19 protein-coding genes are annotated in these 20979 nt (G+C 56.0%); 15 read left to right on the top strand and 4 right to left on the bottom strand.

Annotated elements, in window-relative coordinates:
• The first annotated feature begins 12 nt into the window (after positions 1-12).
• The 3 genes from TH2_RS18755 to TH2_RS18765 are packed head-to-tail and all read left to right on the top strand — an operon-like array spanning position 13 to position 3798.
• A complete protein-coding gene (locus TH2_RS18755; RefSeq protein ID WP_008892025.1) occupies positions 13-291 on the top strand; it encodes a sarcosine oxidase subunit delta in 279 nt (92 codons plus the stop codon).
• Positions 288-3263, top strand: coding sequence for a sarcosine oxidase subunit alpha family protein (locus TH2_RS18760; protein WP_008892026.1), 2976 nt, complete (start codon positions 288-290; stop codon positions 3261-3263). The genes TH2_RS18755 and TH2_RS18760 overlap by 4 nt, the downstream gene beginning before the upstream one ends.
• A complete protein-coding gene (locus TH2_RS18765) occupies positions 3256-3798 on the top strand; it encodes a sarcosine oxidase subunit gamma (RefSeq protein WP_008892027.1) in 543 nt (180 codons plus the stop codon). The genes TH2_RS18760 and TH2_RS18765 overlap by 8 nt, the downstream gene beginning before the upstream one ends.
• A gap of 5 nt (positions 3799-3803) precedes the next feature.
• On the opposite strand, the gene argE is transcribed toward TH2_RS18765, so the two are convergent.
• Positions 3804-4982 (bottom strand): acetylornithine deacetylase, encoded by a 1179-nt coding sequence (gene argE, locus TH2_RS18770; RefSeq protein ID WP_008892028.1) that lies wholly within the window; start codon positions 4980-4982, stop codon positions 3804-3806.
• A complete protein-coding gene (locus TH2_RS18775; RefSeq protein WP_040824675.1) occupies positions 4979-5746 on the bottom strand; it encodes an NAD kinase in 768 nt (255 codons plus the stop codon). The genes argE and TH2_RS18775 overlap by 4 nt, the downstream gene beginning before the upstream one ends.
• Positions 5747-5959: 213 nt before the next feature.
• On the opposite strand from TH2_RS18775, the gene TH2_RS18780 reads away from it, so the two are divergent.
• The 5 genes from TH2_RS18780 to TH2_RS18805 all read left to right on the top strand — a co-directional run bounded on the left by TH2_RS18780 (position 5960) and on the right by TH2_RS18805 (position 12192).
• Positions 5960-6694, top strand: coding sequence for a TetR/AcrR family transcriptional regulator (locus TH2_RS18780; protein WP_008892030.1), 735 nt, complete (start codon positions 5960-5962; stop codon positions 6692-6694).
• Positions 6695-6865: 171 nt separating this feature from the next.
• Positions 6866-7789 carry a sulfurtransferase gene (locus tag TH2_RS18785; protein ID WP_008892031.1) on the top strand — a complete coding sequence of 308 codons (924 nt, stop codon included), beginning with the start codon at positions 6866-6868 and terminating at the stop codon, positions 7787-7789.
• A gap of 105 nt (positions 7790-7894) precedes the next feature.
• Positions 7895-9106: a YeeE/YedE family protein gene (locus TH2_RS18790; protein WP_008892032.1), complete on the top strand. Its 1212-nt coding sequence runs from the start codon at positions 7895-7897 to the stop codon at positions 9104-9106.
• Positions 9107-10086: 980 nt separating this feature from the next.
• Positions 10087-11904, top strand: coding sequence for a DEAD/DEAH box helicase (locus TH2_RS21930; protein ID WP_008892033.1), 1818 nt, complete (start codon positions 10087-10089; stop codon positions 11902-11904).
• A gap of 78 nt (positions 11905-11982) precedes the next feature.
• Entirely contained in the window at positions 11983-12192 is a 210-nt protein-coding gene (locus TH2_RS18805; protein ID WP_008892034.1) for a cold-shock protein, read from the top strand.
• Between the two features lie 92 nt (positions 12193-12284).
• On the opposite strand, the gene TH2_RS18810 is transcribed toward TH2_RS18805, so the two are convergent.
• Positions 12285-12962: a FadR/GntR family transcriptional regulator gene (locus TH2_RS18810; RefSeq protein ID WP_008892035.1), complete on the bottom strand. Its 678-nt coding sequence runs from the start codon at positions 12960-12962 to the stop codon at positions 12285-12287.
• Positions 12963-13171: 209 nt separating this feature from the next.
• Here TH2_RS18810 and TH2_RS18815 point away from each other — a divergent pair, with 209 nt between their 5' ends.
• The 6 genes from TH2_RS18815 (at position 13172) to TH2_RS18840 (ending at position 17918) form a co-directional block, all read left to right on the top strand.
• Positions 13172-13954, top strand: a complete 783-nt coding sequence (locus TH2_RS18815) for a transporter substrate-binding domain-containing protein (protein WP_008892036.1) — start codon at positions 13172-13174, stop codon at positions 13952-13954.
• A 35-nt stretch (positions 13955-13989) separates the two neighbouring features.
• Positions 13990-14661, top strand: coding sequence for an amino acid ABC transporter permease (locus TH2_RS18820; protein WP_008892037.1), 672 nt, complete (start codon positions 13990-13992; stop codon positions 14659-14661).
• A complete protein-coding gene (locus TH2_RS18825) occupies positions 14654-15307 on the top strand; it encodes an amino acid ABC transporter permease (RefSeq protein WP_008892038.1) in 654 nt (217 codons plus the stop codon). Before TH2_RS18820 ends, TH2_RS18825 begins: the two co-directional genes overlap by 8 nt.
• A complete protein-coding gene (locus TH2_RS18830) occupies positions 15294-16022 on the top strand; it encodes an amino acid ABC transporter ATP-binding protein (protein ID WP_008892039.1) in 729 nt (242 codons plus the stop codon). The genes TH2_RS18825 and TH2_RS18830 overlap by 14 nt, the downstream gene beginning before the upstream one ends.
• Positions 16023-16149: 127 nt before the next feature.
• Positions 16150-17406, top strand: coding sequence for an MFS transporter (locus TH2_RS18835; protein ID WP_008892040.1), 1257 nt, complete (start codon positions 16150-16152; stop codon positions 17404-17406).
• Between the two features lie 38 nt (positions 17407-17444).
• Positions 17445-17918 carry a YaiI/YqxD family protein gene (locus TH2_RS18840; protein ID WP_008892041.1) on the top strand — a complete coding sequence of 158 codons (474 nt, stop codon included), beginning with the start codon at positions 17445-17447 and terminating at the stop codon, positions 17916-17918.
• 130 nt (positions 17919-18048) lie between these two features.
• Here the strand turns inward: TH2_RS18840 and TH2_RS18845 are convergent, their stop codons facing one another.
• On the bottom strand, positions 18049-19506 hold the full coding sequence (locus TH2_RS18845; RefSeq protein ID WP_008892042.1) for an aldehyde dehydrogenase: 1458 nt from the start codon (positions 19504-19506) through the stop codon (positions 18049-18051).
• A gap of 393 nt (positions 19507-19899) precedes the next feature.
• Between TH2_RS18845 and TH2_RS18850 the strand changes: the two genes are divergently transcribed.
• Positions 19900-20874, top strand: a complete 975-nt coding sequence (locus TH2_RS18850; RefSeq protein WP_008892043.1) for a helix-turn-helix domain-containing protein — start codon at positions 19900-19902, stop codon at positions 20872-20874.
• Positions 20875-20979: the final 105 nt, after the last annotated feature.

The raw sequence follows: 20979 nt of genomic DNA on the forward strand, positions 1-20979 counted from the left end.
GGAAATTTGGAAATGAGTAGTCTTGTCAAATGTCCTCATTGCGGTTTGCGCCCACGCGAGGAATTTACAATCCGCGGCGAAGTCGCAACCCCGCGCCCAGATGCCGGTGCCGATGAAGCCCTTTGGTTTGATCATGTTTACCTGCGCGACAACCCGCGCGGTGAACATCGCGAATACTGGCACCATTCCGGCGGGTGTCGCCGCTGGCTGGTCTTGACGCGCAATACCCTGACCCATGAAACGTCTGACGTGGTCGATGCAAGCACCTTGAAATTGGGGGAACGGGCATGACCAGTTTCCGGATTGATGGCGGTACCCTGATTGACCGCAATGATGTGCGCCGCTTTACCTTTAATGGCGAAGTACTCACTGGCTTTGGTGGCGATACGGTTGCATCAAGCCTGTTGGCCAATGGCAAGCAGTTGGTTGGCCGTAGTTTCAAATATCACCGACCACGCGGCATCCTGACCGCCGGGGCTGCGGAACCCAACGCGCTTCTGACCATCGGGCGGGACGGGCGGCGTGATCCCAACACCCGTGCGACCATGGCGGAACTGTTTGATGGGCTTGAAGCCAGGTCGCAGAACTGCTGGCCGAATGTCAATTTTGATATCGGGGCGGCCAATGGGTTGCTTGGGCCGCTTTTAGGCGCCGGGTTCTATTACAAGACATTCATGTGGCCAGCCGCCTTTTGGGAAAAGGTCTATGAACCGCTGATCCGCAAGGCTGCCGGTTTGGGGCGGGCAAGCTATGACCCCGATCCGGGCTATTACGAAAAATGCTGGGCACATTGCGATCTTCTGGTGATTGGGGCAGGGCCAGCTGGGCTTGCCGCTGCCCTGACGGCTGGGCGGGCCGGTGTGCGCGTGATCATTGCCGATGAAGGAGTGCAACTTGGCGGCGGTTTGATCGCCGAAGGAAGCCCGGTGGGTGGTAAGCCGGCCGACGCGGTGCTTGCCGATATCATTGGTGAATTGCACGCCCTTTCCAATGTCGAAATCAAAAAACGCACAACCGTTTTTGCCGCCTATGATGATCAGGTGTTTGGCGCGGTCGAACGGGTGCAAAAGCATCTGCCCGAAGGCGAGATCAACCCGCACCGTGCGATGGAACGTCTTTGGCGCATCGTCGCGCGCCAAGTGGTGCTGGCGACCGGGGCGGAAGAGCGTCCGATTGTCTTTGGTGGCAATGATCGCCCGGGTGTCATGATGGCCGGTGCCATGCGCACCTATTTGAATGCCTATGGCGTAGCACCGGGCAAACGGGTGGCGTTGTTTGCCAATAACAGTCAGGCCTATCAGACCGCGCTGGACCTTGAGGTACGTGGTATCGAGGTCGCCGCGATCATTGATCCGCGCACCTGCCCGAATATTGATTATGACGGTAAGGCGCGCCTGATTGCCGGTGCAATGGTGCGTGATACTGCGGGTCGCAAGGCGATCAAATCCATCACGGTCCGCCATGATGATGGTCGTGATGAAGTTATCGCGGTGGATGCCCTTGGCGTATCAGGCGGCTATAGCCCGATTGTGCATCTGGCCTGCCATCGTGGAGGCAAACCTGTCTGGTCGGACGCGCATGTCGGTTTCATGCCGCCGGAAAATACCGATGGCATGACGCCCTGCGGGGCGGTTGCCGGAAAAGCTGGCATTGCTGACTGTTTTGCAGACGGCGGTGTTGCCGCCGTCAAGGCGTTGGCGGAACTGGGTGTGATGGGCGAGGCCGCATCACTTCCGGGTGTCGAGCAGACCGCGGAAACAGTCGATCATATCCAGCCGGTCTGGCATGTCGCTTCGACCAAGGGCAAGGCGTTTGTTGACTTCCAGAATGACGTCGCGGCGTCTGACATTACCCTTGCCATGCGCGAAGGCTATGATCATGTAGAACTTGCCAAACGTTATACCACCAACGGCATGGCGACTGATCAAGGCAAGACATCGAATGTGAATGCCATTGGCATTCTGGCCGAGAACAAGGGTGTTTCGCCCGGCGAAATCGGTACAACAACCTTCCGTCCGTTTTACACGCCAGTATCTTTCGGTGCGCTGGTCGGGGCGTCCAAGGGAATGGATTTTCAGCCAGTGCGCAAATCACCGCTGCATGGTTGGGCAGGGCGCAATGGTGCTAAGTTCGTAGAAACCGGGCTTTGGTACCGATCCAGCTGGTTCCCCAAGGATGGCGAGACCTTCTGGCGTGATAGCGTGGACCGTGAAGTCAATACCGTGCGAACCAAGGTCGGTATCTGTGATGTGTCCACCCTTGGCAAGATCGAGATTTTTGGTGCTGATGCGGCAGAGTTCCTGAACCGGGTTTATTGCAATGCCTTCCTGAAACTGCCGGTGGGCAAGGCGCGCTATGGCATCATGCTGCGCGAGGATGGCTTTGTGTATGATGACGGCACGACAAGTTGTCTTGGCGGAAATCATTACTTCATGACGACGACGACGGCCCTTGCCGCCGGGGTTTTGACCCATCTGGAATTCTGTGCGCAGGTGCTGTGGCCGGAGTTGGATGTCCGTTTGGCGTCGGCGACCGACCAATGGGCCCAGATGGCGATTGCCGGGCCCAGGTCGCGTGAGGTGCTGTCCAAAATCATTGATGATGATATCTCGAACGAGGCATTCCCGTTCCTGGCTGCGCGCGAAGTGTCGATGTTTGGGGGACGCCTGAAGGGGCGGTTGTTCCGAATTTCGTTCTCGGGCGAGCTCGCCTATGAAATCGCGGTGCCTGCCGGATATGGCGAGAGCGTTGCTGATGCGGTCATGGCTGCCGGGGAAGAATTCGGCATCACGCCATACGGCACCGAGACCCTTGGCGTGATGCGGATTGAAAAGGGCCATGTCACCCACGCTGAAATTAACGGCACAGTCACACCTGCCGATCTGGGCATGGGCAGGATGGTGTCAGCCAAGAAGGATGACTTTATCGGCCGGGTAATGAACCTGCGTGAAGGGCTGGTTGATCCAGATCGTCCAGCACTGGTCGGGATCAAGCCGAAATCACCGTCTGACAAGTTCGCCACCGGATCGCACATTCTTAATCCCGGTGAAGACGTCAGTCTTGCCAATGATCAGGGCTATGTCACCTCGATGTGTCATTCACCGACACTGGGGCATGCGATTGGTTTGGCGCTGGTTAAAAACGGCCCCAAACGTCATGGCGAGGAAGTTGTTATCTGGAATGGTCTGGCCGGAACAACTGTCACCGGCATCCTGTGCAATCCTGCCTTTGTCGATCCAGAAAATGAGAAACTCCATGCGTGATTATCCATTGGAAAACCGTGGCGCATTTCCGCCCCACGTCGCGGCGGGTGCCGGTGCGTCGATCAGTCTCGCCCCGGTGAAAGGTGGCTTTGTGATCCATTTGCTGGGCGATGCCAAAAGCGATGAAGCGGCCCTGAAGAAGGCGCTTGCAAAGATTGCCCCGGAGCTTGGTGCGGATGTGCGCAAGTCCGCGCCAAATCAGTGGTTCTGGGTGGGGGATGCGGATGTTTCTTCTGACCGGCTGACGGAAATTCAGGCGGGGCTACCCAGCCAATTTGCACTGGCCGATCAGACGCACGGGCGGGTGCGCATGAGGTTGTCCGGGCCATCATCACGCACAGTTCTGGCCAAGGGCACCATGGTCGATCTGTCAGCCGATCTGTTCGCCATCGGTCAGTCGGCCATGACCCAGATTGGGCACATCGGGGCAATGATCACCCGCATCGAAGATGACAGTTTCGAGCTGATTGTTTTGCGCAGCTTTGCCGGCAGCCTGTGGGACGAATTGAACCATATGGCGGCCGAGTTCCGCTAAGCCGGTTACTTGACCAAAACCGCCAGAAGCTTATCGAGGAACACTTCGCAACGGCCCAACTGATCAAGTTCGATGAATTCGTCGGGCTTGTGGGCCTGTTCGATACTGCCCGGGCCGCAGACCACGGTTGGAATATCGCCAAGGGCCGAAAATGCGCCGGCCTCTGTGCCGAAGCTGACCTTGCCGGTGGTGTTGGCACCCGTGAGCGCCATGACAAGTTTGGTGACTTCTTCGTCATCGCCGGTGGCAAGGCCCGGCATATCGGAAACCACTTCAACCTCGATGCCTACATCGTCGTAAATCTCGCGCATTTCGGGTTCAAGGGTATTTTCGATGTAATCGTAAATCTTGGCTTTAAGTGCTTCGCGATCGTCATTGGGCAGATTGCGGAATTCAAAATCGACAAAGCAATTCTGCGGAATGATGTTGAGCTGTGTGCCACCCTTGATCACACCGGTATGGAAGGTGGTGTGGTTTGGCTCAAACTCGTCATCATGCGGGCCGTTTTCGCGGCATTCACGGCCAAGCTTACGCAGGAACACCACCAGTTCGGCGGCAAATTCAACCGCATTGACCCCTTCGCGCGGCAACGACGAGTGCCCCGAACGACCGGTGAAATGTGCACGGGCAGAAAATTTGCCCTTGTGCTGGGTGATGACCTTCATCTCGGTCGGTTCTCCAACGATGCACATGGCCGGTTTGTGTGGCAGGTTGTTGATCGCCTCGACCAGGCTTGGCACACCCAGACAGCCAACTTCTTCGTCATAGGTGAAAGCCAGATGGATCGGCACCCGAAGGTTGGCGTTCTTGAAAGTTTCCGCCTTGGCCAGAAGGCAGGCCAGAAAACCCTTCATGTCGCACGATCCGCGGCCATAAAGCTTTTCGTTGCGGATATCAATCTCGTAGGGATCAGACGCCCAGTTCTGGCCTTCGGTCGGGACCACGTCACTGTGGCCTGACAGGATCACACCACCCGCAACGTTCGGGCCGATGGTGGCATAAAGGTTGGCCTTGGTATCCGTCGGGTCGCGCACAACCAGCGTGTCATAGCCCAAACCATCCAGGAATGCCTTTACCTCGTCAATCAGCGCCAGATTGGGCGTCATGCTGACGGATTGATGGCGGATCAGTTTGCGGCACCATTGAATGGTGTTTTCTGACGGGGCAAGTGCGGCGGTGGTCATTCGACGAATTGTTCCTTGAGGATACGTTCTTCAAGATTGTGTTCCGGATCAAATAGCAGCTTGATTTTCATGCTGCGGTCTTCACGGATTTTCACGCTCGAGACATCGCGAACCTCGGTATAGTCGGCAACGGCCGAAACCGGGCGCTTTTCGGGGTTCTCGATCTGGAAGACAACTTCTGCGCCATGGGGCAAAAGTGCGCCACGCCAACGACGCGGGCGAAACGGACTGATCGGGGTAAGGGCTAACAACCCGCTTCCCATCGGCAGGATCGGACCATGTGCCGACAGGTTATAGGCCGTACTGCCGGCTGGCGTGCAGACAAGCGCGCCATCGCAAACCAGTTCGGCCAGACGTTCAACGCCATCAACCTTGATACGCAGTTTAGCGGCCTGACGGGTTTCACGCAAAAGCGACACTTCATTGATTGCCAGCGCACACAGGCTTTCGCCCGAAACGGTGTGGGCTTCCATCTGAAGCGGGTGCAGCTCGACCGTCTGGGCCTCTGCGATGCGGTCGGTCAAATTCATTTCGCGGAATTCATTCATCAGAAATCCGACCGTGCCCCGGTTCATGCCATAGATCGGCACCTTGCGGCCCATATAACGGTGCAGGGTTTCCAGCATGAACCCGTCGCCGCCAAGGGCTACGATCACGTCGGCCTTGTCGGGCGCAATGTGGCCGTATCTGTGTTTTAGCCGATACATCGCATCCTGTGCGATTTTGGTTTCGGCTGCAACGAAGGCGATGGAATCAAGCTGCATCTTCGATCCAACGGATGTTTGGGGCTCGCCCGAAAGGGCATGGCCGAACAATAGAGTACGCTTTGCACTGAATTGCAAGGGGCTGCGTGATGTTCGTCCCCATGCGGATGTTTTGACTAAACACCAGTATGATTGACGGCACGAAAAAAACAGTGGAACCTGAAAGTTACGGGTTCCAATCCCCGGTTCAAATCAAAAAAACAGAACGGCGCGATGTCAAAAGAACCATTCAGCTTCTCTGCCGCCCTTTCCCGCATTTCACGTCCTGATGAAGGTCATGACGATGATGTGCTGGAAGTCGGCGAAAGCATGGAGCTTGATGGTGCGTCCGAAACAGCACTCGTCCCCAAAAGGATCCGCAACCCGGATGCCACCCGTCAGAAGCTTCTGGACGCGGCGTTTGGCGAAATCCGCCGGGCCGGGTTCGGCGGGGCGTCAATCAGCAACATCCTTGAACAAAGCGGCTGTACGAAAGGTGCGCTTTATCACCACTTTTCCGGCAAGGCCAAACTGATCAACGCCGTGATCGAGGAATGCCTGCCGGGCTATGTTGACGAGGTCTGGCTGGATGATCTCGAAGGGGCAGAGGATATATTGCCCGTGTTGATGGGGCAGGTGGATCGATTGGGCAGTGAAAATGCACCGGCAATGCTGGCCGGCGGATGTCCCTTGGCGCGTCTGGCATCCGGTGCCGGGGAACTTGATGAAAGCCTGCGCAAGCGTATTGACGGTGTTTACCGGTATTGGCGGCGCGGGCTTGCGTCCCGCATTGGCAAGGCGCAGTTCGACAAGACTGTGCGCACCGATATTGAACCCTCGGCCGTTGCGGAATTCATCATTGCCGCCCTGCACGGGTTCCTGACCCGCCCGCCTGCCTTGCGTAATCTGGAAACCCAGGATTCATTCGCGCGCGAATTTGCCCGCTATCTCAATAATCTTCGGCCTTGATCAGACTTAATAGCTAAAGCCCTTCGTTCTGAATTGCGCGGCACGTAGATTATTGTGCTGCTAGCCATTAATACAAACTATAAATGTAATATAGATTGTATTGACATTTATTTGTGATGAATTAGGTATATTGCACAAAATCATGATGAATTGATCATTGGAGACAGCCCCATGCGTTCCCTTATCCTTTCTGCCGTTGCGGCGGTCACTTTTGCCTTTGCGGGCAGTGCTGCGCAGGCGGAACGTCTTACCGAAAAGCCGCTGGTTGATGCCAACTGGGTTGCGGACAATCTTGATAACCCGTCGATGGTTGTTGTTGATATCCGCTCGCTTACCAAGGACGGCAACCCTTATGAAGCTGGCCACATTCCGGGTGCGGTCTTTGCGCCTTATGGCAAGTTTGGCTGGCGGGCAAAAGTCAATGATGTGGTTGGTATGCTGCCGCCGGTTGATGTGATTTCTAAACGCATCGGTGCACTTGGCATCGACAATGACAAACAGGTTGTTGTCGTTCCGGCAGGCCAGAACAGCTCCGACTTCGGTTCTGCCACCCGCGTTTACTGGACCTTCAAGGTGCTTGGTCATGACGCGGTTACCATCCTTGATGGTGGTCAGCGCGCCTGGCTTGCCGCGGACAAGGAAGTCTCGACCGATCCGGTCGTGCCAAAGGCCGTTGCGTTCAATGCCAATTTCCGTCCGGAACTTGTTGCGACCGCCGATGATGTTGCCAAGGCGCGTGCAGAGGGTGTTGCACTTGTCGATGCCCGTCCGGTTTCGCAGTTCAAGGGCGAAGCAAAAAGCGGTGTTGTCGCCCGTCCGGGTGCCGTTCCGGGGGCGAAAAACATTCCGCAGTCAAAGTTTTATAACGATCAGGATGGTGCCTTTGTCGCGGCTGACGTGATCGAAAACCTTGTGGCAGATGCAGGTGTTTCCAAGGACAGCAAGGAAATCACCTATTGCAATACCGGTCACTGGGCATCGGTCGCATGGTTTGGCCTTTCCGAAGTGATGGGCAACAAGAACACGGCGATGTATGATGGCTCCATGACCGAATGGGCGGCGGATCCGAACCGTGAAATGGTGATCCCGGAATAACCGGATAACCATACGGCTCCCACCAGCCGCGAACATTCTGGACGGAACCGGGCAGCCGGTTCCGTTTTCATTTAGATATCTGATTTCAGGTTATTGAGCCTCACCATGTCTGAAACGACCTTAAAAGCAAATCCGGTAACACCGGGTTTCACCTTTGACAAAGGACCGGCTGCCATCACCGCTGTCCTGTTTGTCCTTGTCGGTATCGCAATTTCACAGGCCGTCGATCTTAAACAGGCCGTGCTTTATGGCCTTGGCGGATTGCTTGGCATTGCGCTTTATCATGCGTCCTTCGGTTTCACCGGCGGTTGGCGCCGCTTTTCGGTTGAAAAGCGCGGCCGTGCCTTGCGTGCGCAGCTTTTGATGATCGGGGTTGCGGCGGCGGCCTTTATCCCGTTGCTGGCGCTTGGCAATCCGTTTGGCGGATCGGTCGTTGGGGCGGTTGCGCCTGTCGGCATGTCGGTGCTGATCGGGGCGTTTTTGTTTGGGCTTGGCATGCAGCTTGGCGGGGGCTGTGGTTCTGGCACCTTGTTCACCGTTGGTGGCGGCAGTGCGCGCATGCTGGTCACGCTCGTGTTCTTTATTATTGGTGCGGTGATCGGCACGGCCCATCTGCCGATGTGGCTTGAGCTGCCCTCCTTGCCGCCGATGAGCCTTGGTCGTGAATATGGCATTGGTGGCGGTCTTGCCGTGACGTTTGGTGGTCTGGCGCTGGTGGCGTTGCTGACCGTGTTCGTTGAAAAGCGCGCCCATGGCGGGTTGGAAGTTGTTTCAACGGCACCGCGCGAAGGTCTGGCGCGTTTCATCCATGGTCCCTGGCCGATGATCTGGACCGGCTTGCTTTTGGCCGGGCTTAATGTTGCGACGCTTCTGATTGCAGGCCATCCGTGGTCGATCACCTTTGGCTTTGGCCTTTGGGGCGCAAAGATCGCGCAGGTCATTGGTGTTCCGGTTGAAACCTGGGAATTCTGGAACTGGGCTGGTCCGGCGCGTGCGCTTGGTAATTCGGTCCTGCAGGATAATACCTCGGTTATGAATTTCGGCATCGTGATCGGGGCGGCGTTTGCCGCAGCCCTTGCCGGCAAGTTCGCACCCAAGGTTTCTGTTCCGGTTGCATCCCTTATCGCGGCCGCCATTGGCGGGCTTTTGATGGGTTATGGTGCGCGTCTGGCGTTTGGCTGCAACATTGGCGCGTTCTTTAGCGGGATCGCCTCGGGCAGTGTGCATGGTTGGCTGTGGTTTGTGCTGGCCTTTGCCGGCAGTTGGATTGGCATTGCGTTGCGTCCTGTCTTTGGAATGGATGGTTTCCGGAAATGAGCGAGAAAAACACACTCCTGTTTGGTGCGGTCTTCCTTGCGGCAACTGGTGCCGTTGCGCTTGATCACTACAGCCACACCGCAAACATCTCGGCCGTTGCCAATCCGGCCCCGGCCAAACTTCCGGCAGCGGGCAGTAACCCGTGCGCTGCCAATCCTTGTGCCGCAAACCCCTGCGGGGCCAACCCGTGTGCCGCGAACCCATGTGCAGCAAACCCGTGTTCAGCCAACCCATGCGGGGCTGGCTATAACCCGTGCGGTGCGAATCCATGTGGTGCGGGCTATAATCCTTGTTCGGCAAGCCCGTGTGGTGCCAATCCGTGCGCGGCCTACAACCCGTGTGCGGCAGGAAACCCTTGCAGTCCTTCCAGTCCGTGCGGTGGTTTTAACCCCTGCGGTGTGCGATCAGCTAACCCTTGCGCGGCTGCGCCATGCAGCGCCAATCCCTGCGCCGCATTCAATCCGTGCGCTGCTTCCAACCCATGTGCGGCAGGAAACCCGTGTGCCGCTTATAACCCGTGTGCTGCGTCGCCCTGTGTTGCCTCGCCCTGTGCCGCATCTCCGTGTGCGCCAGCGGCAAGTAACCCATGTGCCGCCAGCAATCCTTGTGCGGCCTATAATCCGTGCGGGGCAGGGAACCCGTGTGCGGCATATTGATGCCGGCAAAGGCAGTATGCATTTGAAATCACAACGGCATGGCAGCGCAATTCTGCCATGCCGTTGTGCGTAAAACGCGGGGCTGTCAAAAATAAGCTGTTTGACAAGGGGATAAAACTCTGCGCATGGTGTGGCTGTTATTTGATCGCTCCAGAAGCGTAGAGGGGAATTAACGCCCCTACTGTCGAGTGGTTAACCCAAGAACGCATTGAAGTATCCAGCTACGCGGGTGCTTCCAGAACTGCAAGGCGCAGACCTGATTACTAATTTTCACCGGGCGAAGTCCCAGCTGTCTGCAGCCTCCAATTTACGAGTTACCCTTATTTGACCCAGTTTTCCGAACTCGGCCTCGCCGAGCCGGTCCTTCGCGCGCTTGCCCAAGAAGGCTACGACGCGCCGACCCCGATCCAGGCACAATCCATTCCCTCTCTTCTAGACGGTAAGGACCTACTTGGTATCGCACAGACCGGTACCGGCAAGACGGCAGCGTTCGCATTGCCGATCCTTGACCGCCTTTCCAAATCCCAAACCCGCACGCCCAAAGGGGCATGCCGTGTACTTGTTCTTGCGCCGACGCGTGAACTTGCCGCCCAGATTGGCGAAAGTTTCCGTGCCTATGGCCGCTTTCTTAATGTTCGCACGGCTGTCGTTGTTGGTGGTGTTGCCCCTGGTCCGCAGATCAAGGCAATAACCCCTGGTGTTGAGGTTCTTGTCGCAACACCTGGTCGTTTGCTTGACCATGTTGATAGCGGTAAGCTCAGCCTTAAACATGTTGAAGTGGTGGTGCTTGATGAAGCCGACCACATGCTTGATCTTGGCTTCTTGCCGCCGATCAAGCGCATTATCAAGATGTTGCCGCGTGATCGCCAGAACCTGTTTTTCTCTGCCACCATGCCGACCCAGATTGGTCAGCTGGCCGGGGACATGCTGTCTGATCCTGTCAAGGTGTCGGTAACCCCGGTTGCCACCACCCAGGAACGCGTCGAGCAGTCGGTCTATTTGATCGAACGCACCCGTAAGCGTCAGCTGCTGGCAGAGCTTCTTGATAATCCGGCTTTCAAGCGTACGCTGGTCTTTACCCGGACCAAGCGCGGTGCGGACCGTGTCGCGCGCCATCTTGAAGCCAATAAAATCAGCGCAGCTGCCATTCATGGCAACAAAAGCCAGAACCAGCGTGAACGTGCTCTGAACGCCTTTAAGGATGGTCAGATCAACGTGCTTGTCGCAACTGATATCGCCGCACGCGGTATCGACGTCGATAGCGTGACCCACGTTGTGAACTTCGAACTCCCGAACGTGCCGGAAAGCTATGTTCACCGTATCGGCCGTACGGCCCGCGGTGGTGCCAGCGGATCGGCAATTGCGTTTTGTGATGAAGAAGAACGTGGTCTGTTGCGCGATATCGAAAAAACGACCCGCCAAAGCATTCCGGTGATTGATCGCCGTGATGCAAAGGCCGCAGCCGAGCAGGAAGCACTTTCCGACGAAGCGCGTGAAAGCAACCGTGGCCGCCGCACTAGTGGTGGCAATGGTGGCGGTCAGTCGCGCGGAAATGGCGGACGTGGTGCATCGGGCGGCAATGGTCGCGGTGGGCGCCCGGCCAATGGCCGGAATGCCCGCAATGATCGTTCGGATCGCAGTGATGCGCGCACTTCTGCGCCGCGTCGTGATCGTGATGATGCCCGCAAACAAACGACACAAAGCCGCGATGGCGCAGACAATGCTTCAAGAGCATCGGCAGACAAGGCCCCTTCGAACCCGGCGCTGGAGAAATCCAAAAGCCGTTACAAGGGTGGCCTGAAGTCGAAACCTGCCAATGGTCGTGGCGGGAACCCTGAAAATGGCCCCCGTCAGAATGATGGTGGCAAGCGCCCTACGAAACGCGTTGATTCCAATGGAAATCGTCGCGACGGGGCGAAAACTGACAATTCAATTTCTTCCGGTTTGTCCTTTATGGGCAGTGCCGAGGAACGCCGCGCGACTGGTAACGGGAGCAATAGTGCCCGAAATACCGGACCGCAAGGCAAGCGCGGCGGTGTAAACCGCAATCGCAATCATCGTGGCGCACAGTCCGGCGGGCAGCCGGGTGGTGCGGGCCGCGAAAACACTTCTGGAAAACAGCCGAGGCGTGAACGCGCCTGATTGTTTTTCAAACCCCTATAGGCGCACCCACGCGGGGTGTGTCGAAACGCCAATCAATACTCGATAGGAGATCTAAAGATGGCAACTGGTACCGTTAAATGGTTCAACGCAACTAAAGGTTTTGGTTTCATTCAGCCGGACGAAGGCGGAAATGACGTATTCCTGCACATCAGCGCCGTTGAACGCGCTGGCATGGGCCACCCGCAGGAAGGCGACAAAATCAACTACGAACTGCGCACCGACTCACGTTCGGGCCGCGTTTCGGCAGATGATCTGACCGCTGCCTAATTCGGCTTGTCCTTCCTTGTGAAGGGCGCCGTATTAACGAAACCCCCATCCGGGAAACCGGGTGGGGGTTTTGTTTTGCCAAAAAGTTGTCCTTAAGGGCGCAAGAAGGCGATCTTGGCGCGGGTGGCGGCACTCAGGACATGGAAATGCATGGCATCGCGCGCGCCGGATGGGTTGTGTTCACGCACATAACGCAAAACTTGCTCGTGTTCGGCGAGCGGGGCGGCAATCGCCTTGGCGTTGGCAAAGGGCAGCATCTGGTTCTCGTGAATGATCTGGGCTGCGGGATGCATGGCCTTGGCAAACATCGGGTTGCCCGACGCCAGAAGAAGAACTTCATGAAATTCCGTATCGGCGGTGGCAGCGGCAATCAGGTCGTCTGTCTCTAGCGCGTTTCGCATATCGGTGATGCTGGTCTCAAGCGCATCGAGGTGATCCTTGCTGCGCATCTGGGCCGCAAGGCCGGCAACATAGGGCTCGATCGCAAGCCGGAACTGATAAACCTGTCCGGCCTGGCGATTTCGGTCCTGGCCAATCGGCGGCAGGTTCTGGCGATCGGTGATGTATACGCCTTTTCCGGCGTGGATGTGGATCAGTCCAAGAGCTTCGAGTGTGGCAAGAGCTTCGCGCAGGCTGGTGCGGCTGATACCCAGTTCGCTTGCCAGATTGCGCTGGGCAGGCAGCGAGTCACCTGCCTTTAGGCCCTTGTTTTTTATCAGGTTCCGAATGTCCCGGGCTGCGCGTTCCGGGGCGGTTTCACTGCGTGTCATGTATTGTCCCACATCTGGTCAGACCAGTTGAATGGTTTTTGATATTCAAAAAATGCTGATTTTTAAAGGATTATGATCAATCTCATGCTGAATTTACGCTGAAGAAAAAATTATTCATAGACAAAAGATCAAAAAATGTGCAGCGTCAAAATCAGGCTAAAAATAATGCACATAATTTCAGAAACGATTAGACAGACGGGTAGAGGCTCATGAAACAATTCTTCAAAACTGCGATTGCTGCGGTGGCAATGCTTGCTGCACCGCTTGGGGCAGCGTCGGCCAGCGCGCTCGACAGCATCTCCGAGGCCGGTGTTCTCAAGGTTGCCGTGCCGCAGGACTTTCCGCCATTTGGTTCGGTGGGGACCGATATGCAGCCAAAGGGCTATGACATTGATATGGCGGCCCTGATTGCCGAAGAGCTTGGTGTAAAGCTTGAACTGGTACCGGTCACCTCGAGCAACCGCATCCCATATCTCAACACCGGCAAGGTCGATCTGGTGATTTCCAGCCTTGGCAAGAACCCGGACCGTGAAAAGGTGATCGATTTTAGCGATCCCTATGCACCGTTCTATAACGGCGTCTTTGGCCCGGCTGATTTTTCGGTCGAAAAGGCAGCCGACCTTGTGGGTATGTCGGTTGGCGTGACGCGTGGTGCAATCGAAGATCTTGAACTGACCAAGATTGCGCCGTCTGACGTTGATATCAAACGCTACGAAGACAATAACGGCACGATTTCGGCCTTCCTGTCGGGTCAGGTAGATCTGATCGCGACTGGGAACGTGACGGCAGCCGCGATCATTGAACGCGACCCGCCGCGCAAGCCGGAGCCGAAATTCCTGATCAAAAACTCGCCCTGCTATGTCGGCCTGAACAAAGAAGAGCCGGAACTCATGGCCAAGGTCAATGAGATCATCGCAGCTTCAATCGCCGATGGTCGTTTGAATGCGATTGCCGAAAAGTGGCTTGGTATTCCGCTTCCGGAAAAACTCTAAGCTTTTTGGCTGATTGACAGGATCGTTATAGATCAATGGCATATAAATTCGATTTCGGCGCCATCGTGCCGCATTGGCAACTGCTGTTTGACGGGGTCATTCTGACCACGGAGCTAACAGTCATCGGTGCTGTGGTTGGCGTCGGGCTCGGGATCATGGGGGCGTGGGCGCGTGCGTCGCGCGCCCCGGTGATCAGCCAGATTGTCGGTGTGTATGTGGAACTGATCCGCAACACACCGTTTTTGGTGCAACTCTTCTTTATCTTCTTCGGGCTTCCCGCACTTGGCGTGAAGCTGACTGAATTTCAGGCCGCCGTTTTGGCGATGATCGTCAATCTCGGTGCCTATTCCACGGAAATCATCCGGGCCGGCATTCTGGCTATCCCGCAAGGCCAGATCGAAGCAGCCCAAAGTCTTGCAATGAACCGGGTGCAAATTTTCCGTTATGTCGTGATTTTACCCGCACTCAAGAAAATCTGGCCGGCCCTTTCCAGTCAGATTGTAATTGTCATGCTGGGATCATCGGTCTGTTCGCAGATCGCGGCCGAGGAACTGACATTCGGCGCGAACTATATTCAGGCGCTTAATTTCCGGGCGTTTGAAGTCTATTTCGTGGTGACGGGTTTGTATCTTGTGATGTCGATCCTGCTTCGGATGGGCTTGAAGGTTCTCGGTAACTTCCTGTTTGAACGGCGGCGTCATGTCTGAATTTTCCCTGTGGGATATTGTTTATAACCTGTTGCTTGCCGCGCGCTGGACAGTGTTGCTGTCGCTTACGGCCTTTGTGCTTGGCGGGCTGGTTGGCTTGTTGCTTTTGATGGTGCGCACGGCTGGCAATCCGTGGGTGATCCGACTGGTGCGCGGCTATGTCGAACTGTTTCAGGGCACGCCGCTTTTGATGCAGTTATTCATTGTCTTTTTCGGCTTGCCACTGATCGGGCTGGATGTGTCGCCATGGGTGGCGGCAACCCTTGGCCTGACATTGTTCACCAGTGCGTTTCTGACCGAAATCTGGCGCGGATGTGTTGAATCGATTGGCAAGGGTCAATGGGAAGCATCGGCAAGCCTTGGCATGAATTTTACCCAACAGATGCGCTATATCGTTTTGCCGCAGGCGCTTCGCATTGCCGTCCCACCAACGGTGGGCTTTTCGGTTCAGGTGGTCAAGGGAACAGCCGTGGCATCAATCATCGGCTTTGTTGAACTGACCAAGGCCGGCACCATGATCACCAATGCCACCTATGAACCGTTTACGGTCTATGGCTGTGTGGCGGTGATGTATTTCCTGATTTGTTATCCGCTATCGCTTTTTGCCCGCCACCTCGAAGGAAAGTTCCGCCATGTCGCTCGTTGAATTGCATGCCATCCATAAAAGCTTTGGCGAGCTCGAAGTTCTCAAGGGCATTGATCTTTCAATCGACGAGGGGCAGGTCATTGCCCTGATTGGTAAAAGCGGATCGGGCAAAAGCACGCTGTTGCGCACAATCAACGGGCTTGAGGTCATTGATGATGGTGTGATCATCGTTGATGGCAAAAAGATCAGCGACCGTGATGCGGATCTGCTTGGCCTTCGACTTCAGGTCGGCATGGTGTTTCAACAGTTCAACCTGTTCCCGCATTACACGGCCCTTGAGAACGTCATGCTGTCCCCGCAGGTCGTCAAAAAGCAATCCAAGGCCGAGGCTAAACAAATCGCTGAGGAAATGCTGGCCAAGGTCGGCTTGGCGGACAAGATGATGCATTACCCCGATCAATTGTCAGGCGGGCAGCAACAGCGCGTGGCGATCGCCCGTGCACTGGCGATGAAGCCAAAGGTTCTTTTGTGTGACGAAGTGACATCCGCACTTGACCCCGAACTGGTCAACGAGGTTTTGGCGGTTGTCCGCCAACTTGCCGAAGAAGGCATGACGCTTGTCATGGTCACACACGAAATGCGTTTTGCGCGTGAAGTTTGCGACAAGCTGGTCTTTATGCATCAGGGCCGCATTCATGAAACCGGCGATCCGGAAACGGTCTTTGCCAACCCGAAAACCCCGGAGCTTGCAAGTTTCGTTGGCGGTCTTGCCTGATCCATATCGCGTCGTTCGTGATGCTTTTATGACATCTGATGCGTAAAGCGCGGAAATGTTTAACGATTTCAGGTTGAGACGCTAGAACGGTTCCCGTGATGCCATGACAGGTTAGGGGACGGTTTCGATGCAGGGTGATGGGGCAGGTGACGGCGTAAACGATGTTGGGGCTGGCCAAAAGGCCGGGCTGTCGCCAATCATGGCGGTTCTGGATCGCTATCCGTTTCTTGTGCTTGGCTTGCTGCTTGTTGGGGCTTTTGCCTCGTCGAGTGCTGCACCCTTGGCCGGGCTTTATGTTGTCGAAGGTTTGGGGCAAGCCCCCTGGAAGCTAAGCCTGGTGGCGATTGTCCAGGTGTGCGTGACGCTGATTGTGAACCGCACATTTGGGCGTGCGATTGACCGGGCGGTGCCGATCAAGTTCCTGCTGGTGACCAGTATTCTGTGCTTTGGCGTTGGGATGACCCTGCTGGGTCTGTTTCAGATTTACTGGGTTTATCTTGGCATTGCATCGATCCTTCTGGGAATTGGGTCCGGTGCGCTTTCGGTGATGTATTCATTCGGGCGCCTGTTTGCCGAACAGACCGGGCGCGATGTCGTCAAGTTCAACGGCTTCCTTCGCATCCAGACATCGCTTGGCTGGATGGTGGGGCCGGCGGCGTCCTTGTCATTTTATGGCGTCTATGGTTTTGCCCCGACCTATTATGCAATTGCCGGACTTGCCGCGAGCTGGTGTGTGACCTGTTTGGTGATTGTGCCGGGCGCATTTAAAACCCATCACCCCAACAGTCTGAAAACCGGGCAGAAAGTCCCCTTTAACTTTGGCCTGTTGTCGGCCTGCGTGCCGGTGTTTTTCATCGGGGCGGCCAATGTGGTGTTTGTTTCGGCAATGCCGCTTTATTTCTCGACCGAGTTGGGGCTGGTGGCGTCTTCGGCCGGATTTGCCCTGACGGTGAAATGCTTTGTCGAAGTGGTGGTGATCTATTTCTGCGCAACGCTGATCAAACGGGTGGGCGAGCGTAAGGGCATGTTGATCGCGGCCCTTTTTGGGGCGGTATTCTTTGGCCTGATTTATCAGGCGACGACACTTGTTGATGTGCTGGCCCTCGCGACACTTGATGGGCTTTATTACGGTATCTTTGCCGGGATCAGCATGACGTTCGTTCAAAACTTCGCCACCGATCAGCCCGGTGTTGCGACCAGTTACTATGTCAGCACGCTGTTTGTCGGTGGTTTGATCGGCAATCTTTTGACCGGGGTGGTGGCCAGTGCCTTTGATTTCCAGACGACCGTTTTGATGGCCTGTGCGTTTGCCTTTGTCGGGGCGGTGGTTTTGGCCGTGATGCGCGATGCAAAGCATTCTGCGCCGGTCGGGCAGGGTTCATGATGGCTTGACTTTGATCGCGTCCCGGCGATTATCGCGCCATGAACGAAAATACTGAAAACACCCGTCCACGTTTGTTTGTTGATGCCGATGCCTGCCCGGTGAAGGCAGAATGCGAACGTGTGGCTGAACGCCACCGGATCGAGATGATCATGGTATCAAACGGCGGCATTCGCCCGTCACGCAATCCGTTGATCAAGATCGTGATTGTGCCGCCGGAACCCGATGCCGCCGATGACTGGATTGCGGAAAACGCGCGCGCACGTGATGTGATCATTACCAATGATATTCCGCTGGCATCGCGCGGGATTGAAATCGGTGCCCGGGTTCTCAAAGCCAACGGTCAGGAATTTACCGAGGCCAATATTGGCAATGCGCTGGCCGGGCGTGAAATCGCCGCCCATATGCGCGAAGTCACGGGCGAGCAAGGGCGGAATGCCGCCTTTACCCAGAAAGACCGATCGAAGTTTTCAAGCGCGTTGGAAGTTTTGGTGCAGGCCGTTCTGCGCGGCTGATCGACATCCCCAAAAAACACGGGCCGCCAGATGATGCATCTGACGGCCCGCACACAGGTCCTGATTTGGTGAGGGAACAGTTCTCACGAAATCAGGCTTCCCCCCTGCGTATCTTCATGAACAGCAAGGCTTAGAACGGATAGTGGCGCTTGCCGCTCTGGATCGTGATCCAGCGCATTTCGGTGAATTCATCAATCGATGCCTGGGATCCGAAACGGCCATAGCCGGACGACTTCACACCGCCAAACGGCATCTGTGCTTCGTCCTGAACGGTCGGGCTGTTGATGTGGCAGATGCCGCTTTCAATGCGTTTGGCAACTTCCATCGCACGCGGAATGTTGGTCGAGAAGACCGCAGATGACAGGCCATATTCGCTGTCATTGGCGATGCGAACGGCCTCGTCCTCGTCCCCTGCGCGAATGACAACACAGATCGGGCCAAAGCTCTCCTCGGAATAGATTTTCATTGCCGGGGTGACGTGGTCAAGCAGGCTGGCATCCATCAGAACGCCGTCCTTGGCCTTGCCCGAACCGGCGACCAGTTTGGCACCCTTGGACACCGCGTCTTCGACCAGTTCCTCGATGCGATTGACCGCCTCGACACTGACAACACCGCCAAGGATGTTTTCGGCCTTGGCCGGATCGCCTGCGGTCAGGGTTTTGGCCTTGGCGGCCAGTTTGGCAACAAAGTCATCGGCAACCGCATTGTCAACAATCAGGCGTTCGGTCGACATGCAAATTTGGCCCTGGTTCATATAGGCGCCAAAGGCCGCACCATTAACCGCCTCATCAAGGTCGGCGTCATCCAGAACAAGGAACGGTGCCTTGCCACCCAGTTCAAGCAGAACCGGCTTAAGGTGTTCAGCCGCAAGCTTGGCAATGATGCGCCCGACACGGGTCGAGCCGGTAAAGTTGATGCGACGCACGGCCGGATGGGCAATCAGGGTTTCAACGATTTCCGGCGCATCTTCCGGGGCATTGGTCACAACGTTGACAACACCTTCGGGCGCGCCGGCTTCAACCAGGCAATCTCCGATCAAACGATGCAGGGCCGGGCAAAGTTCGGACGCCTTGAGAATGACGGTATTGCCACAGGCAAGCGGCATGGCAATCGCGCGCGTACCAAGGATCACCGGGGCGTTCCAGGGCGCAATGCCCAGAACCACACCAACCGGCTGACGAATGCCCATGGCCATCAGACCCGGCGTGTCAGACGGAATGACATCGCCCTGAATTTGTGTCGTCATGCCACCGGCTTCACGCAGCATATTGGCGGCAAGATGGGCGTTGAATCCACCCCACATGCGCGTGCTGCCGGTTTCATCAAGGACCAGCTGACCGAACTGATCGCCCTTGGCCTCCATGATGTCGGCAGCCTTAAGCAGGATCTTGCGCCGTGCGCCCGGACCCATTTTCGACCATTCCGGGAAGGCGGCGGCGGCGGCATCGGCGGCCTTGCGGGCATCGGCAGCATTGGCGGCCGCAGCCACGGTTGCGACTTCGCCAGTGACCGGGTTCTTGCGTTCAAAAGTGCGGTTGTTTGACGCACTTACGTCCTGATTGTTGATCAAAAGTTGGGCCTGATTCATGACGTTTCTCCTGAATTTTCATTATCAGCCGGACTGCGACGAAGCAAAATATTGCGCATGACCAAACGGTCAAACGTCGCCTGACACAGCAGGGTGATGACCCGGACCTTGGCCCGGTTGATGTATTTTTCGGAGGATGCGGTCGCGTTTTTACCAAGATACTTCGCATCACGAAGTAAAATTGGTGGTTATCCTCCCCACTGTTGTTTTGATGTGTCAAAATAACAGGTTTGTATTCGTTGCATTCTTTTTGTTTTTGACGGTTTCTTTGACCTTTTTTCCAGTAGGCAATGGAAAGGTTCGAATGTAAAGGTGCCTAAATTGACAATTTAAGACGAAAAATTGTACATTTATACCTATAACTATTTGGGAATAGATGGGCGATAAAAAGGCATGATTGATCGACAAGGTCATCCGTTTTCGGCCTCTGGCCGGGACGACGGTACCGAAAGCCCGTTTACGGATCTTGTCCCTGTCGCAGCACAGGCAATGATGGATCGTTTCGATCATCCGTTGTCGCAACAGGCCTGGGTAATGAACGATCCAGCGCGGCGAGATCGCTGTTATGCAGTGTTGCTGCAAAGTGGCCGGGCCGAGGTTGGCTTGCGGCATGGCACGATCAGGTGTACGGCCCCCGCCCTGGTCTGGTTGCCGCTCGGTGAAACGCAGCGTTTCAGCGTTGGTCCCGGCAGTGATGGTTATTTGCTTTCCGTTGCGGAGGATCTGGTGGCACGCCATTGCGGTGATGGCAGTTCAGTGGCAGGTGGTCTTGCCGGGACTGGCCTGCCTTTGCGCTTTGCCGCAGACACCGTTCATAACGTTACCCCGCAAGAGGGCAGTGGCAATCTGGTGTTGCTTGAGCGCAGCTTTGAAGCCATCCGGTCTGAGCTGATGGGAAATGCACTTGGTGCCAGTCTTGTGGTTGGCGCGCATTTACATATCATTCTGACCATGGTTCTGCGTCTGGCAGAAGGCGTGATGGCGCAACGCAACCAGCATGGTCCGGGCTCAATCACCTTTCAGCGATTTTTGCAGGTGCTGGAGCTGCATTTTCGCGAACATTGGAATGTTGCCGATTATGCAAAGGCCCTTGGCGTCAGTGAACGCAGATTGGGGTCTGCGGTGTTGCGCGCAACCGGAAAGCCGCCCTTAACGATTATCCATGAACGTGTCCTGCGCGAGGCCTGCATGCGTTTGGAACAATCCCCGCTTGGTGTGGCGCAGATCGCGTATGGTTTGGGTTTTCGCGATCCAGCCTATTTCAGCCGGTTTTTCAAACGTTATATGGGGGAGGCACCCGGTGGCTATCGCCGGTTACGACGTGCGCACGAGCGTTTGCGTGATGATACTTTTGCGGCCTGGCCATAGGCCCGGTTTCGCCACTTCAGGCGGAATAAAGATGGATTCCCCTCAGGATAGAAGGTTGCGTTGCCTTTTTTTGATCCTACTTGTCTGCTTTAACCGTAATAACAA

This window comes from Thalassospira profundimaris WP0211, assembly GCF_000300275.1.
In the GTDB taxonomy this organism is placed as follows: Bacteria; Pseudomonadota; Alphaproteobacteria; order Rhodospirillales; family Thalassospiraceae; genus Thalassospira; species Thalassospira profundimaris.

Bases quoted from the DNA above. Each gene is read 5' to 3' on its own strand.
- TH2_RS18820 (WP_008892037.1), top strand. From the start codon at position 13,990: ATGGCATATAAATTCGATTTCGGCGCCATCGTGCCGCATTGGCAACTG.
- TH2_RS18825 (WP_008892038.1), top strand. From the start codon at position 14,654: ATGTCTGAATTTTCCCTGTGGGATATTGTTTATAACCTGTTGCTTGCC.
- TH2_RS18815 (WP_008892036.1), top strand. From the start codon at position 13,172: ATGAAACAATTCTTCAAAACTGCGATTGCTGCGGTGGCAATGCTTGCT.
- TH2_RS18785 (WP_008892031.1), top strand. From the start codon at position 6,866: ATGCGTTCCCTTATCCTTTCTGCCGTTGCGGCGGTCACTTTTGCCTTT.
- TH2_RS18755 (WP_008892025.1), top strand. From the start codon at position 13: ATGAGTAGTCTTGTCAAATGTCCTCATTGCGGTTTGCGCCCACGCGAG.
- TH2_RS18760 (WP_008892026.1), top strand. From the start codon at position 288: ATGACCAGTTTCCGGATTGATGGCGGTACCCTGATTGACCGCAATGAT.
- TH2_RS18790 (WP_008892032.1), top strand. From the start codon at position 7,895: ATGTCTGAAACGACCTTAAAAGCAAATCCGGTAACACCGGGTTTCACC.
- TH2_RS18775 (WP_040824675.1), bottom strand. From the start codon at position 5,746: ATGCAGCTTGATTCCATCGCCTTCGTTGCAGCCGAAACCAAAATCGCA.
- TH2_RS18840 (WP_008892041.1), top strand. From the start codon at position 17,445: ATGAACGAAAATACTGAAAACACCCGTCCACGTTTGTTTGTTGATGCC.
- TH2_RS18805 (WP_008892034.1), top strand. From the start codon at position 11,983: ATGGCAACTGGTACCGTTAAATGGTTCAACGCAACTAAAGGTTTTGGT.
- argE (WP_008892028.1), bottom strand. From the start codon at position 4,982: ATGACCACCGCCGCACTTGCCCCGTCAGAAAACACCATTCAATGGTGC.
- TH2_RS18765 (WP_008892027.1), top strand. From the start codon at position 3,256: ATGCGTGATTATCCATTGGAAAACCGTGGCGCATTTCCGCCCCACGTC.
- TH2_RS18810 (WP_008892035.1), bottom strand. From the start codon at position 12,962: ATGACACGCAGTGAAACCGCCCCGGAACGCGCAGCCCGGGACATTCGG.
- TH2_RS18835 (WP_008892040.1), top strand. From the start codon at position 16,150: ATGCAGGGTGATGGGGCAGGTGACGGCGTAAACGATGTTGGGGCTGGC.
- TH2_RS18850 (WP_008892043.1), top strand. From the start codon at position 19,900: ATGATTGATCGACAAGGTCATCCGTTTTCGGCCTCTGGCCGGGACGAC.
- TH2_RS18845 (WP_008892042.1), bottom strand. From the start codon at position 19,506: ATGAATCAGGCCCAACTTTTGATCAACAATCAGGACGTAAGTGCGTCA.
- TH2_RS18780 (WP_008892030.1), top strand. From the start codon at position 5,960: ATGTCAAAAGAACCATTCAGCTTCTCTGCCGCCCTTTCCCGCATTTCA.
- TH2_RS18830 (WP_008892039.1), top strand. From the start codon at position 15,294: ATGTCGCTCGTTGAATTGCATGCCATCCATAAAAGCTTTGGCGAGCTC.